The 14,223-nt window shown below is 41.8% G+C and carries 11 protein-coding genes, 2 rRNA genes and 1 pseudogene; 6 read left to right on the top strand and 8 right to left on the bottom strand.

The features are described from left to right. Window positions 1-16: 16 nt before the first annotated feature. Window positions 17-484, bottom strand: a complete 468-nt coding sequence (locus HLH16_RS12405) for a YchJ family protein (RefSeq protein WP_131289565.1) — start codon at window positions 482-484, stop codon at window positions 17-19. Between the two features lie 85 nt (window positions 485-569). After that, the gene (locus tag HLH16_RS12400; RefSeq protein ID WP_171529558.1) at window positions 570-2,147 is read right to left on the bottom strand and encodes a TerC family protein; all 1,578 of its coding nucleotides are present in this window, start codon (window positions 2,145-2,147) and stop codon (window positions 570-572) included. A 339-nt stretch (window positions 2,148-2,486) separates the two neighbouring features. Between HLH16_RS12400 and HLH16_RS12395 the strand changes: the two genes are divergently transcribed. Next, entirely contained in the window at window positions 2,487-3,107 is a 621-nt protein-coding gene (locus HLH16_RS12395) for an LOG family protein (protein WP_214646705.1), read from the top strand. A gap of 60 nt (window positions 3,108-3,167) precedes the next feature. Here HLH16_RS12395 and HLH16_RS12390 read toward each other — a convergent pair whose 3' ends face one another. Then, window positions 3,168-4,136, bottom strand: a complete 969-nt coding sequence (locus tag HLH16_RS12390) for a hypothetical protein (protein ID WP_171529557.1) — start codon at window positions 4,134-4,136, stop codon at window positions 3,168-3,170. A gap of 418 nt (window positions 4,137-4,554) precedes the next feature. On the opposite strand from HLH16_RS12390, the gene mdtD reads away from it, so the two are divergent. The 5 genes from mdtD (at window position 4,555) to HLH16_RS12365 (ending at window position 9,746) form a co-directional block, all read left to right on the top strand. Next, window positions 4,555-5,946 (top strand): multidrug transporter subunit MdtD, encoded by a 1,392-nt coding sequence (gene mdtD, locus HLH16_RS12385; protein ID WP_171529556.1) that lies wholly within the window; start codon window positions 4,555-4,557, stop codon window positions 5,944-5,946. Window positions 5,947-6,023: 77 nt separating this feature from the next. Beyond that, complete coding sequence (locus HLH16_RS12380; protein WP_171529555.1) at window positions 6,024-6,776, top strand: glycoside hydrolase family 25 protein; 753 nt, start codon at window positions 6,024-6,026, stop codon at window positions 6,774-6,776. Between the two features lie 94 nt (window positions 6,777-6,870). Next, the gene (locus HLH16_RS12375; RefSeq protein ID WP_171529554.1) at window positions 6,871-7,890 is read left to right on the top strand and encodes an MBL fold metallo-hydrolase; all 1,020 of its coding nucleotides are present in this window, start codon (window positions 6,871-6,873) and stop codon (window positions 7,888-7,890) included. Between the two features lie 48 nt (window positions 7,891-7,938). Beyond that, entirely contained in the window at window positions 7,939-8,994 is a 1,056-nt protein-coding gene (gene dinB, locus HLH16_RS12370; protein ID WP_171529553.1) for a DNA polymerase IV, read from the top strand. 392 nt (window positions 8,995-9,386) lie between these two features. After that, window positions 9,387-9,746 carry a RidA family protein gene (locus HLH16_RS12365; protein WP_171529552.1) on the top strand — a complete coding sequence of 120 codons (360 nt, stop codon included), beginning with the start codon at window positions 9,387-9,389 and terminating at the stop codon, window positions 9,744-9,746. A 51-nt stretch (window positions 9,747-9,797) separates the two neighbouring features. Here the strand turns inward: HLH16_RS12365 and HLH16_RS12360 are convergent, their stop codons facing one another. The 5 genes and pseudogenes from HLH16_RS12360 to HLH16_RS12340 form a co-directional block, all read right to left on the bottom strand. Further along, window positions 9,798-10,343, bottom strand: coding sequence for a DUF2726 domain-containing protein (locus HLH16_RS12360; protein ID WP_171529551.1), 546 nt, complete (start codon window positions 10,341-10,343; stop codon window positions 9,798-9,800). A gap of 347 nt (window positions 10,344-10,690) precedes the next feature. Further along, on the bottom strand, window positions 10,691-13,108 hold the full coding sequence (locus HLH16_RS12355; RefSeq protein WP_171529550.1) for a YgiQ family radical SAM protein: 2,418 nt from the start codon (window positions 13,106-13,108) through the stop codon (window positions 10,691-10,693). A gap of 266 nt (window positions 13,109-13,374) precedes the next feature. Next, window positions 13,375-13,721: pseudogene (locus HLH16_RS12350) on the bottom strand (MFS transporter); the annotation flags it as partial. Between the two features lie 137 nt (window positions 13,722-13,858). Then, window positions 13,859-13,973 (bottom strand): 5S ribosomal RNA (rrf, locus tag HLH16_RS12345). A gap of 162 nt (window positions 13,974-14,135) precedes the next feature. Then, window positions 14,136-14,223, bottom strand: a 23S ribosomal RNA gene (locus tag HLH16_RS12340); the annotation flags it as partial.

The following is a 14,223-nucleotide window of genomic DNA, read 5'->3' as shown; positions in this document are numbered from 1 at the left end:
CAAATTCAGATGAAATTTACAGATATTGTGCACAACATTGTTTAAATTTTTTCCCCGATCCACAAATGCAGGCTTGCTTCATGGTGATTTGCATCTCTGTGGTCGGATCAAGGAAATACCAAGCTCCATCGTGTAGCACAAAATGTGAAACTTCATGATGAACCTGAGCCTGTTTGCCATCATGATAATGTGCCTTAAACTCTACTTGTGCATGATTTTTATCTATTTTTTCTTTGGCTTGCACAATTTCCAACTTGAGCCATTGATTGGACTGACTCCAGTCACGAATCGCAGCCACATCCAATGCCTGTTGCTGTCCAATGGCTGTGGTTTTGACAATATAGTCAATTTCATGTTTGGCAAATGCGCTATAACGTGAACGCATCACCTGTTCTGCAGTTTGCGCTTTCACCTGTCCCAAATGTAGCGGTTGGCAACAGCTGGCATACATTCCAAGACCACATGGACAATTGCTTTCTGACATCAAATTTTCCCAATAAAAAATAGCCCGACGATGCGAGCTATTTTAATCAATTATCTTGCTTTAAAGACAATCTGCCTTAATTTAGTTAATCATTGGCATGGTTTTCAATTTTCGGAATGATATGGACTTTATCAATTTTATGACCATCCATTGTCACCACTTCAAAGATATAACCATCGGCTTCGAATTTTGCCCCACTTTCCGGTAAATGACCCAAGTGGTGCAAGATATATCCCGACAAGGTTGAGTACTGTTCAGACTCATCCACCAGATCACAATCTAAAAGTAAGGAGACGTGACGAATATCGGTAGAACCTTCAAGAATTAAAGTGCCGTCTTCCAAACTTTCTGCTGCAGTCTCAAATTCATCTTCATCCGGGAATTCACCTGCAATCGCTTCAAGTACATCAATTGGTGTCGCAATCCCTTCAATCGAACCGTATTCATTCAGGACGATGGCCAATTGTAACGGTGCCTGGCGTAACTGCTCCATCACCATCAACACTTGGGCATTTTCATGCACTATCACCGGTTCACGTAAGTGACGTTCAAAATTGAGTACACCAGTTTCAATGTATTCATTCATCACCTTATGGGTCAGGACCACACCGGCAATATTGTCTAACTCACCATGTGCAACAATTAAACGCGAATGGGTCATACTCAACAATTGTTCTTTAATGGCAGTTTCGTCTTCGTCTAAATCAATCCATTCCAGTTCAGGACGCGGTGTCATCACAGACTTCACCGGTCGTTCAGACAGTCCAAGTACGCCCTGTACCATCACACTGTGATAAGCGCCATTTTGTTCATTAAAGACTTCATCGGCAAATGCACGGGTTGCAAGCACATCTTCAGCATCATTATTTTGCGATTCAGATTTCCCACCGAGCATGCGCATTACCGCAGAAGCGGTACGGTAACGTAAGTCAGTCGTGGTCACCATTTTCTCCTGGTTACGGCGCATGGTTTGATTCACAAACTCAACCACCACCGAGAAACCAATTGCAGCGTATAAATAGCCTTTAGGAATATGGAAACCAAAACCTTCAACAATGAGTGAGAAACCGATCATCATCAAGAAGCCCAAACATAGAATCACCACGGTTGGATGTTTGTTGACGAAATCCATCAGCGGTTTCGATGCCCAAAGCATAATACCGACCGCAATCACCACCGCGATCATCATCACAGAAAGATCTTTCACCATTCCGACTGCGGTAATCACGCTATCTAGAGAAAAAACAGCATCTAGCACGACAATTTGAACAATCACCATCCAGAAAGCGGCATGCACCGGATTTTCTTCTTTCTGAGGTTGAGTGCCTTCAATGCGTTCATGCAGTTCCATGGTGCCTTTAAATAAAAGGAACACACCACCGAACAGTAGAATCAGGTCACGGCCTGAGAAAGGATGATCAACTATATGGAACAGTGGCTGCGTTAAGGTCACGACCCAAGCAATGGAAGCCAGTAAAATCAAGCGCATAGCCAAGGCGAGGAGCAACCCGACAATACGACCTGCATTACGCTGTTCTGGAGGAAGTTTTTCCGCCAAAATGGCAATAAAAACCAGATTATCGATACCAAGCACAATTTCTAACACCACTAAAGTGGCCAGTCCAATCCATGCAGATGGATCTGACATCCATTCAAAGATCATTGGATGCTCTCCTGCAGGGTATTGAGGTCTGATTTTAGGATGTTCATATTAAAATCGCTGAATATTCTATGAACAGCATTCTTTATAATTTTTGCGGAAAAATTGAGATGTTCAGAGCGAGGACAACCACTACTCATGTTGATTCATTTATTGGAAAACAGATTTTTAGTATAGCAAGATGAACTAGAAATTCATCTTTTTTTCAGTACTCCCGCTCTTTTATATCAGCAAGTTTTAACAAATCTTTGCAAAGCCTGTTCATGACCTCACATGCTGTGTCATATTTTCAGACTAAGCTAGAGCATGAAAAAATAAAGTGCTATGGTAAAAAATATAATGATGAACAGTGTATTAAAAATGACTCCAAAACATAAAAATCCAACGCCGAAAACAACTCAACCTTTAATTGCGCTCTATTGTGGCTCGCGTTCAGGCAACAAGCCGATTTACCAGGAAAAAGCCATTGCGCTGGCTCAAGCTCTTTCTGACTTGGGTTTTGGACTGGTCTATGGGGGTGCAAGTATTGGTTTAATGGGACAAGTCGCCGATGCGGTCAGACAACGTGGCGGCCAAACCGTCGGGGTGATTCCTGAATTTATGCTGGATTATGAAATTGCACATAATCAACTCACCGAATTGCACATCGTAGACAGCATGCATGAACGCAAAGCCATGATGGCGGAGCGTGCCAGTGCTTTTGTTGCGCTGCCTGGTGGCTTGGGAACTTTTGAAGAAATTCTGGAAATTGCCACTTGGGGCCAGTTGAATCAGCATCAAAAACCCATGATGCTGTATAACGTGAATGGCTTTTATGATGCTTTAATTGCCCAGCTGGATCATGCGGTCAGTGAAGGCTTTTTACCGCCACAGCATCGGGCGAAACTGATTATTTGCAATCATTCAGACCAGATTTTAAATGCCATTAAAAATTTGGGTGCTCCGAAACACTTTGCCATTTAAGCTAAATTCTACATATGAAAAAGTGAGCCCAGAGCTCGCTTTTTTAATTACCCTGGCTACTTATAAATTTGAAATAAAGTTATAGAACCAAGGCAAAGTGGTGGCGAGCACAATACTCATGATTAAACCCACCATCAGCTTCATGGCATCTTTACTGACGTTACGTGAGGTTCGATATTTATTTACTTCAGCCAGATGCATCGACATCGCAAACTCACGACCTGCAAGCAGACCCAGGAATACCCAGGTGGTACTCATTGGAATATTGCTCCACTCTTTAAACACCAATAAAATCAAGGCATAAATAAAATCGATAATGGTCGCGGAACGAATATCGGCCACACCGGTTTTGGTATCGATAATTTTCTGGATGGCGCCACCACGTTGATAAAAGACCACACCCAAGAGAACGATAAACACCAGAATCGCAAAAATTAAAAATTCCAGCGGAACCTGACGCGGCACATAGACAAAAATATTGGCCAGATCCTGAATCAGCCACTGGCTCCACAGAAATGCTGTAGATACCCATTGCAGGCCAATCCAGATATGCGAGGGTTTATGGTCTCGGGTTTTACTGAAATAAACCGAAATGCCTTTAATCACAAATCGATAAACAATGATTGCCACAACAAATGCAACGGCATAACCCATCATCGATTTGGTGAGCATTGAACCCAAACTGCTCGGCGAAAAAATCGTGAGGACTAAGAATGTGGTACTGACCGGAATCCCGTATTTGGTCAAAAAAATCAGCAAAATAGGCGGAACAATATACAGCCAGGTAATGCCACCCTCAGGAAAAGGAATGGTTTCCAGACGACCGTAAGAGGCATCGCCAACACCTGAAGCCCACCAGCCATAAAGCAACACCACGCTTAAAATGCTGCTAGTATAAAGCCACAGCAACCACCAAGGACGATGGGCATTGGATGAAATAAAGGTACCTAAGGTCTGCGGCACATCATTTCCGACAATTGAATAAGCGGCTAGACAAAAGCCAACAATCATCAAAATTTCGATTGTCATAAAAACAAAACCTTTTTCACCAATTAAAAGTACTCATCCAGCGCTGCTGGAAGTTGGACCGAATTATGACATTTTTATGTCACTTTAATGACATAAGCATGGCAAGATTTTGTGAACGTCGATTAAAAAGCGGCTTAATGTTGTTTTTATCTGCATTTTTTTATTTCAAATGAATTGGAGTGATTGCTGTTGAATGATCGACTTCATTGCAGGCAGAAGTGTAAAAAGCTGAACTTAAATCAGGATTTTATTTTCTTTGCTTGAAATTTCAGCTTTTTTTAAAACCAAAAATTTGCATCGCATAATGGTTTGATGTCTGCTTTATTACGCTTTACTTACTCTCGATAGAACAACTTTTTCTTACACCATGTTGGGAGGATTACTTTAAACTATTTAAAAATTTCACTTTTATACTTTTATGAACGCCACGCCATCACATCAAGCCTTACAACCTGAATTTAGACTCCTGGTCTTGTTGGTGTCGATTGGCTTTTTTATGCAAGGTTTGGACACCACCATCGTCAATACTGCTCTTCCCGCTATGGCGGTAAATTTAGGTGAAGATCCACTCCAGATGCATGGTGTCGTGGTGGCATATGTACTTTCCGTGGCGGCCTGTATTCCATTAAGTGGCTGGCTTGCAGATCGATTTGGCGTACGCAAGACCTACTTTAGCGCGATTGTTATCTTTACCTTGGCATCATTAGGTTGTGGACTGGCCAACAGCTTAAATGAACTGCTGGTCTATCGTGTCATTCAGGGGATTGGCGGGGCATTATTGTTACCTGTGGGTCGTTTGGCCATGCTCAAGGTCATTCCACGTACCCAGTTTTTATCTGCCATGAGTTTGATGAGTCTTGCAGGACTGATGGGTCCGCTTATCGGGCCTACACTCGGTGGCTGGATAGTAGAAGTGGCGACCTGGCACTGGATCTTTTTAATTAATATTCCGATGGGGCTTTTAGGCAGTTTAATTACAGTTAAAGCCATGCCGAATGTAACTGAACCTAGTGTTAAATCATTCGACTTTTCCGGCTTTATTCTATTGGTGATTGCCATGGTCGGCGTTTCAATGGGGATCGAAAACTTTTCTAGCCCCCATCTGTCTTTATGGTGGAGTATTGGGCTGGTAATTGTGGGTGTACTGGCCGCTATTATGTACGCCGTTCATGCCCATACGCATCACAATGCGCTGTTCCGTAGCACGTTATTTAGCAATAAAATTTATGCTATAGGCATTATCGGTAATTTCTTTGCCCGCTTAGGCGGCAACGCGATGCCTTTTTTAATTCCGCTGATGTTGCAGGTCGCCTTTGGCTTTGAGCCATTTATTACCGGTCTATTGATGATTCCGACTGTGCTTGGCTCTCTCGCTTCCAAGCCGCTTATCCGTCAAATCATTCAACGCTTTGGTTATCGTAAGGTATTGTTGATCAACACCTTATTGGTGGGTGCTTGTATTGCCAGTTTCGCCCTCACTACGGCGGACACGCCAATCTGGTTACGCGCTTTGCACTTCTTTATTTTTGGCATGTTGAATTCTCTGCAATTCGTCTCGATGAATACATTAACTTTGAAGGATTTACCGCAACAAGATGCCAGTAGTGGCAACAGCTTTCTGTCGATGATCATGATGGTATCGATGAGTATTGGCGTGGCTTTGGCAGGAACCTTGGTGAACGTCTTCACCGCGTACTATGGTGTCGAACACATCACTACAGCATTTCATAGCACCTTAATTTTCCTGGGCTGTATTAATATCATCACTGCCTGCATTTTTTGGCGCATTCCACGCAATACGCCTGTTTAAGCTGATTGAAGAAACAGCGTGGTTTGATGTTTCAGATCGCGTTATCATATGCTGGATCAATCACCCTTAAATTATTTATGTCTAAAAAACGATTAGCCCAAAACAGCCATAAAAAGCTTTACGCCTCTTGCGCAGGCTTGGTGCTGATTTGCGTCGCAATCGTCGTTTATGTTTTTGTATTGCATCATAATCCTGCTTCGGCACAAGAATATCCGGTCAAAGGTTTTGATGTATCACATCATCAAGGCGATATTCAGTGGAAACAGATTTCCCCAAAGAGCTATCGGTTTGTTTATCTGAAAGCCACGGAAGGAGGGGATTTTAAGGATCGAAAATTTCAGGACTATTGGCTGCAAGCGCGTGAAAATGGCTTGATGGTCGGTGCTTATCATTTTTATCGTCTATGCCGTGATGGGGAAATTCAGGCACAAAATTTTATTGAAACAGTCCCCAATAAAGCCGATGCCTTACCACCGGTGATTGATCTGGAATATGACAGTAATTGCATCAACACCTACACCAAGGAACAATTACTTAAAGAAATTCAGATCATGCATGATCGACTGTATAAGCATTATGGCAAACAACCGATTTTCTATATTTCCAAGTCATTTTATAACATTATTTTAGCGGGGGAATTTTCCAAAACTCCGCTGTGGGTGCGTGAATATCAGGGCAAACCGGATTTAAAAGGCAAGCCGAAATGGCTGTTCTGGCAACATACCAATCAGGGAACCATCAAAGGCATTGCAAAAGTTGTCGACTTAAATGTGTTTAATGGCGATGAATCTGACTGGATCAGCTTTTTACAACGAAATGGTATCCATTAACTAAAAAAAGTTGAAAATTTACCGAAAAAATAACAAGATAAGATCAACTATTCATCAACAATAAAAAGAATAAACAACTACAAACAGGAAAATTATGTCGACTAAAAAAGGACTTTGGGTTTCATTGGGACTGGTCATTCTGTGTTTGGTGGCTGGCATGGTTTTTTTACTGCAACCTTCCGGTCAAATGTCTGATTTTCAAAAATGGCAATATCAAGCCTCTGAAAAAGCATCGACATCTTCAAGCCTAAATGTAAAGTTTTTTGGCGTTTCAACATTACTTTTTGATGATGGCAAAACCCAGATTTTAATCGATGGATTCTTTAGTCGCCCTTCCCTGTCTCAAGTGCTGTTTCAGAAAATTCAAAGTCAGCCTGCAATAATCCAGCGGATAATTCAGCAACAGCAGTTACAGCGCACTCAGGCGATTTTAGTGACTCATTCACATTATGACCATACGCTAGATCTTGCAGAGCTTGGCAAACGATTTCCACATACGAAAATTATCGGTTCCAGCAGTACCTTGAATATTGCACGAGGCGGACACGTTGCAGAACAGCAGTTAATCCAGGTTCAACCCTTACAACCCATGTCCTTTGGTAAGTTCAAAGTCACAGCCATTCCTTCACGACATACTCCACCGACGGCAGTGAATAATGACCTGGGTGAGGAAATCTCCCAACCACTGCAACAACCTGCCCGTTTTTCTGAATTTAAAGAAGGTCATAGCTTTGATTATTTGATTGAACATCAGGGGCATACTGTTTTGGTCAAAGCAAGTACCGGTGCTGTTCCCGATCAACTGAAAAATTTAAAGGTCGATACTTTATTTTTAGGCATTGCCCAACTTTCGCGCCAATCGAAAGAATTTCAGCAAAACTATCTCGATCAAAGCTTGAGAACATTAAAACCTAAAGTGGTAATACCGATTCATTGGGATGATTTTTTCAAACCGGTAGATCAGCCTCTAGAATTTTTGCCCTATCTGGCGGATAACACAAACAAAAGCTTAAGAATTCTGATTCAGGCTGCTGAACAACAAAAAACACAAGTCATTTTACTCAGTCAGCCTGTGTCGTATCCGATTGATACTGCTCTACAATTTCAGCCATGAAGATGAGATACTGAAGCTATATAGCGTTAGAGGCAGAATTAGGGCTGCATGAGAAAAATCATTCACATCGATATGGATGCCTTTTATGCATCCGTGGAACTCAAAGACCGACCCGAGTTAAAGCATTTACCCGTGGTGATTGCCTCACATCATCCACGCGCTGTGGTCTGTGCTGCCTCTTATCCTGCACGTGAGTTTGGTTTACGTTCTGCGATGTCAATGTCACAGGCCAAAAAACGCTGTCCGCAAGTAGTGGTCATAGAACCCAATTTTGAAAAATATCGTGCTGTCTCTGCCCAGATTCATCAGATTTTCCAGCGTTATACTCCCCTCATTGAACCCTTATCTTTAGATGAAGCCTATTTGGATGTTACAAACAATTTACAAAATATTCCCAGTGCAACCGAAGTCGCCATGCGAATCCGGGAAGATATTTTTCAAGCCACAGGCTTAACCGCATCGGCGGGTGTCGCTCCGAACAAGTTTTTAGCTAAAATTGCTTCAGACTGGCATAAACCTAACGGCATTTGTGTCATTAAACCCTCACAGGTGCATAACTTTATTCAAGATTTGCCGTTAAAGAAAATTCCCGGTGTCGGGAAAGTCACTCAAGAAAAACTCAAAAAATTGCAATTGGAAACTTTGGGCGATTTACAACAAATTGACCAAGCGGTGTTGATTCAACATTTTGGTAAATATGGCAAGCAGCTTTTTCTCTATGCCCAAGGGATTGATGAGCGCCTCGTCGAAACCGAACGTGAACGCCAGCAGATTTCCAAGGAAACCACCTTTGATGATGATCTGACTTTAATCCAATGCCAGAACTACTGGTCCAAACTGATGGATCAAGTCTGGGCGAATTTAGAGAAAAAACAACTCTGTGCACGCGGTGTTTCAGCCAAACTAAAACTGAAAAATTTCCAGGTTTTGCAACACAGTAAAAGTTTTAAACAACCCTTAGAAAATCAAAAGCAACTGGAAGATGTGCTTCAGCAATTGCTGATCGAAATGCAGATTCCTGAACACTTTCAATTTCGCTTAATCGGGGTTGGGGTTTACCAACTTTCTGACCAGCTGGCTCAGCCGCAGCTTTCGTTGTGGTAAGCATTTGAATATTTTTCAATCAAAAGAATAAAATTAGACCAATTGATGATACATAATTACTATTTTTGAGGTACTCTATGGGCGCGATGCATTTATCCATGTAGCCGCTGAGATGCTAAAAATCACCTTTACTTTTAGCATGCTGTCCTGTGATTGGCGTGACGATCAAATCCGAATATTACAGGGCAACTCTGTTGTAAACCATGGAATCCCCTCTTGCATACCTTCTGCGAATATTCCTGTAAATCTCTAAGCACCTCCAACAACAACGTGCACATCAAGCCACACTCATTTTAAAAACCAATTTTTCCCAAGTATGACTGACAATATCTGGCAATTTACTTACTATAATTGTTGCAGCGATCATGCCCAAAACACAGGATTAAAATTTGATGAGTGTTCAACGTCTACATGTAGAAAAGCGTTATTGCGAAGTAGCGATTTCAGGGAATCTGATCCATTTAGCCGGTCAATTGGCCAATGACACCTCACTGGATATTAAAGCGCAAACGCAAGAAACGCTGGATAATATAGACCGCTTATTGGCAGATGCAGGAACAGATAAAACCCATATTTTGTCGGTGATGATTTTCTTAAAAGATATACAACAAGACTATGCTGCAATGAACGAAGTTTGGGATGCCTGGGTGGCTGAAGGTCATGCACCTGCACGAACCTGTGTTGAATCCAAACTCTATGCACCGGACGTTTTGGTGGAAATGACAGTCACTGCTGTCCATGCAGAACATTAAAACAATAGATATAAATAAGCATGAATGCATATGAATTCATGCTTGTTGTTATTATCCCACGATTCGGATTTTCTTTCGTTCCAGCTCAGGATAAAAACTATACTTCTTTGGTATATCTGCCAGCTGTATATCTAACTGATTGTGAGGAGATTTTTCAAGAAGGAAATCTTGTCTTAACTCATAATATTCAGGCACATCTTCATAGCGAATGACACGATATCCCGCCATAGCTAAAAGTGCATCTTGATATTGTGCATTCTGTGGACGTTTTAATACCATGGGATCATCAAGTGCAATAATGGCTGTGACTTGATGATGTTTATCAAGCACCACAAAGTCTGCCACCATATTGCGATATTTATGGCGGGTACGAGAGTATTTGGTTGTCAATAGCGCATCAAATGAAACATGAGCCAATATAGTGCTCTGTGGCAATATTTCCTTGAGTCGCGTATAGGTTAATTGTTCGTTAATATTAAAGATAGCCCTTTGCTTTAAAGCACTATCTTGCTGTTTGGTACTGCTTTCTAGACTTTTCCAAGCCATACACAGTACGCAGAATAGGAGTAAACTCCCGACCAAAATGTAAACCATCATCCTGTTAGTCCTTTAAATTTTTATAATCTTTTTCGGTGTCACACCGATTGTTATTAAATTCAGTATACAACTCTTATTTTTATTAATTTTTTAAGTAAACAAACTGCATTTAAATAACGACGAAATCATCATAAAAGCTGACAAAAAGTTGCACTGATTTGATGCTCATGATTGATGTCTAAATTAAATCCGTTATTAGACACTATAAATAGGGTATATCAGGCCCAAGCACTGATGCAACTATACTTTTAGATATTGTCCTACAATTCCGACGAGCTGTTTAATTCCTGTTATTTTTTAATTAATTATAAAAAAGAACGCCTAAGCGTTCTTTTTTATTTTTTAAATCAAGCTCTCGATTTCGGCTTTGATTTAGCTTTTGGTTTAGGCCCACCAAACGGTTTTTTAGCATCCCCAGTTTCACGGGGTGGTAAACCGGTATGCTGAGTCAAGATCTGACCTTTTTCAGGACGTTTTTTGGTATTCGACGGACGTGACGGGTTCGCTGCGGAATGATTCCGAACAGCATTGTCACCGCTACGTTTTTGCGAATCACCGGCAACAGTCGAGTTTTTCTTACGTGCCGATTGATACTGACCTTCGGTGCCCACAGGCTGATACGTCGGAATCAAATGCTGTTTCGAGTTACCAATCAGGTCTGAACGACCCATTTCTTTCAATGCTTCACGCAATAATGGCCAGTTATTCGAATCATGGTAACGCAAGAAGGCTTTATGCAAACGACGACGCTTGTCGCCTTTTACAATGTCGACATTTTCAGTATAACGCGCTACTTTCGCCAACGGATTTTTACCGGTGTAGTACATGGTGGTTGCAGTGGCCATCGGAGATGGATAGAAAGTCTGTACCTGATCGGCACGGAAACCGTTCTTCTTCAACCAAACCGCCAAGTTCATCATGTCGTAATCGGTGGTACCCGGATGCGCTGCGATGAAGTAAGGAATGAGGTACTGTTCTTTACCTGCTTCCTTACTAAAACGGTCAAACATCTGTTTGAAGCGATCATAGGTGCCAATACCCGGTTTCATCATCTTCGACAATGGACCTTTTTCGGTATGTTCCGGCGCAATTTTCAGGTAGCCGCCAACATGATGCTGAACCAGTTCTTTCACATATTCAGGATTCAATACAGCCAAGTCATAACGTAAACCTGAACCAATCAGAATCTTCTTAATGCCTTTTAATTCACGTGCTTTACGATACAACTGCGTCAATGGTGCATGGTCAGTATGCAAGTTTTGGCAAACACCGGGGAATACACATGATGGCTTACGACAGTTTTTCTCAATTTCAGGATCTTTACACTGCAAACGATACATGTTCGCAGTCGGCCCACCTAAATCGGAAATAATACCGGTAAAGCCAGGCGCGGTATCACGAATTTTTTCCACTTCACGCAGAATAGATTCTTCAGAACGGTTTTGAATAATACGACCTTCATGTTCTGTAATCGAACAGAAAGTACAACCGCCAAAACAGCCACGCATGATGTTCACGGAGAACTTGATCATGTCAAAAGCTGGGAAACGTGCATCACCATAAGATGGATGTGGCAAACGTGCATAAGGCAAGTCAAACACATAATCCATTTCTTCAGTGGTCAATGGAATCGGTGGAGCGTTCAACCAGACATCGCGTTCGCCATGCTTTTGTACCATGGCACGCGCATTTCCGGGATTGGTTTCCAAATGCAAAATACGGTTGGCATGCGCATAAAGTACTGGATCTGCAGCGACTTCTTCAAATGCAGGTAATCGAATTACGGCTAGCTCACGAGGTGGCAACTTATGTTTGATTGCTTTGGACGCGGGTTGCAACTGCACAATTTGTGTATCAGGTGCTAAGTTATCCCCTTCACGCACGATTGGATTGGTAACCAGTTCTTTCTGGAAATTTTGATATTGAGTTAAAGAATTCCCTTTATCTTTTTCAATTTCACAGCCATCCAAATCTTCAGTCATCACATAAGGATTGATGATTGGATCGACACGGCCAATCGCATCGACATCATTCGACGCAATTTCGACAAACTTGGCTTTAGACGCACGGTTATGTTTATTAACAATAAAAGCAGTACCACGAACATCGGTAATTTCGTGGATTTTTTCACCTTTGGCCAAACGGTGCATCACTTCAGTAATCGAGCGCTCACCATTACCATACATCAATAAATCTGCTTTTGAATCCATCAACACTGAGCGACGGACTTTGTCTGACCAGTAATCATAATGGGCAATACGACGTAAAGAAGCTTCAATACCACCCAATAATACCGGCACATCCGGGAATGCTTCACGGCAACGCTGACAATACACAGTTGCGGCACGGTCTGGACGCTTGTTCGGCTGATTATCTGGTGAATAAGCATCATCAGAACGGATTTTACGATCCGCCGTATAACGGTTGATCATGGAATCCATATTGCCGGCAGTCACGCCCCAAGCAATGGTCGGTTTACCTAGTACACGGAATGCCTCAGGATCAGTCCAATCTGGCTGGGCGATAATCCCCACACGGAAGCCTTGTGCTTCAAGGGTACGCCCAATAATACCTGAACAGAAAGATGGGTGGTCAATATAGGCATCGCCACACACTAAAATAAAGTCACAGGCATCCCAGCCGAGTAGATCCATTTCCTCGCGCGACATCGGCAAAAATGGTGCGGGTTCAAAACAAGACGCCCAATATTTGTCGTAATCAAACAACGCGGTCGGCGCTGTCTGTGCGGTATAAGCTGTAGACATGGCTAGCAAATTCTCGGCTGGCAGATGGAAGATCTGAAAATTAGATCAAAGATGAAAGCCGATCATTTTACCATGAATTCCGCTCATATTCTTGATTAAAAAATATACAAAAACAGTGGTTTAAATTTTTAATTATTTGATGCTTATGAAGATGATTGCCGAAAGAGTTGTAGCGCAAAAAATAATCCTATGATCAGCACAGCACTAATAAAGACGCTTAAGCCATTCCAACCATAGTTTTCCCAGACTAAACCACTACTACTGCCCAAAATACGGGATCCCATGTAGTAAATAAATAAAAGGATTGAACTAGGGATCAATAAGCTTGCAGCTAAAAAAAGCGCCCATACCATAATCGGTTTACGACCAAACTGATCTGAAATTAAGCCTGTAAACAATAACCCTATCACAAGAGCAACTGTAAAAGGATAAAGAGAAACTATTATGCGCAGGAGAAACCGCAAAATAATTTTGCAAAAATAGGTATCATCGGCTGTACACAATACAACGCTGAAAAAGAGGAAAATCCTGCTAAAAATAATAACCATAAAATTGCCAAAAATGACTTTGAACCATATTCAATGTGCATAGGCTCAGAATTTGAATCAGACATAAGAACTCCGTATGCCTAATAACTATCCTGTTTTTAGACCATATAGCCAAAAATGAATTAAGGCTTGTAGCAGGAATTTTTAGCAGGCATAAAAAATCCCCCTGCTCTATGAGTCAGGGGGATTTTTGGAATTAATGAGCTGGCGATGACTTACTCTCACATGGGTAACCCCACACTACCATCAGCGCAAAGAGGTTTCACTTCTGAGTTCGGGAAGGGATCAGGTGGTTCACTCTTGCTATTGTCGCCAGCACAACTGTTATGGAGACGTTCGGGTCTTATCTTTCGTGCCGTACTTGCGTTTCCAAATCTTTACAGATTGGGCTGTTTGAGTTGCTATTGTCTAACTAACGCTTCACTAAATCAAGTTTTTTGTATTGATTCAATCGAACCATACAACTGTTTGGGTGTTGTATAGTCAAGCCTCACGAGTAATTAGTATTGGTCAGCTTCATGCATCACTGCACTTCCACATCCAACCTATCAACGTTGTAGTCTTCAA

The organism is Acinetobacter sp. ANC 5378 (assembly GCF_013004315.1).
GTDB lineage: Bacteria > Pseudomonadota > Gammaproteobacteria > Pseudomonadales > Moraxellaceae > Acinetobacter.
The sequence above is the reverse complement of the archived record's forward strand: the minus strand, read 5'-3'. Positions and strand labels throughout refer to the sequence as shown.

Bases quoted from the DNA above. Each gene is read 5' to 3' on its own strand.
- HLH16_RS12400 (WP_171529558.1), bottom strand. From the start codon at position 2,147: ATGATCTTTGAATGGATGTCAGATCCATCTGCATGGATTGGACTGGCC.
- HLH16_RS12405 (WP_131289565.1), bottom strand. From the start codon at position 484: ATGTCAGAAAGCAATTGTCCATGTGGTCTTGGAATGTATGCCAGCTGT.
- HLH16_RS12365 (WP_171529552.1), top strand. From the start codon at position 9,387: ATGAGTGTTCAACGTCTACATGTAGAAAAGCGTTATTGCGAAGTAGCG.
- HLH16_RS12390 (WP_171529557.1), bottom strand. From the start codon at position 4,136: ATGACAATCGAAATTTTGATGATTGTTGGCTTTTGTCTAGCCGCTTAT.
- HLH16_RS12395 (WP_214646705.1), top strand. From the start codon at position 2,487: ATGAACAGTGTATTAAAAATGACTCCAAAACATAAAAATCCAACGCCG.
- HLH16_RS12380 (WP_171529555.1), top strand. From the start codon at position 6,024: ATGTCTAAAAAACGATTAGCCCAAAACAGCCATAAAAAGCTTTACGCC.
- dinB (WP_171529553.1), top strand. From the start codon at position 7,939: ATGAGAAAAATCATTCACATCGATATGGATGCCTTTTATGCATCCGTG.
- HLH16_RS12375 (WP_171529554.1), top strand. From the start codon at position 6,871: ATGTCGACTAAAAAAGGACTTTGGGTTTCATTGGGACTGGTCATTCTG.
- HLH16_RS12355 (WP_171529550.1), bottom strand. From the start codon at position 13,108: ATGTCTACAGCTTATACCGCACAGACAGCGCCGACCGCGTTGTTTGAT.
- HLH16_RS12360 (WP_171529551.1), bottom strand. From the start codon at position 10,343: ATGATGGTTTACATTTTGGTCGGGAGTTTACTCCTATTCTGCGTACTG.
- mdtD (WP_171529556.1), top strand. From the start codon at position 4,555: ATGAACGCCACGCCATCACATCAAGCCTTACAACCTGAATTTAGACTC.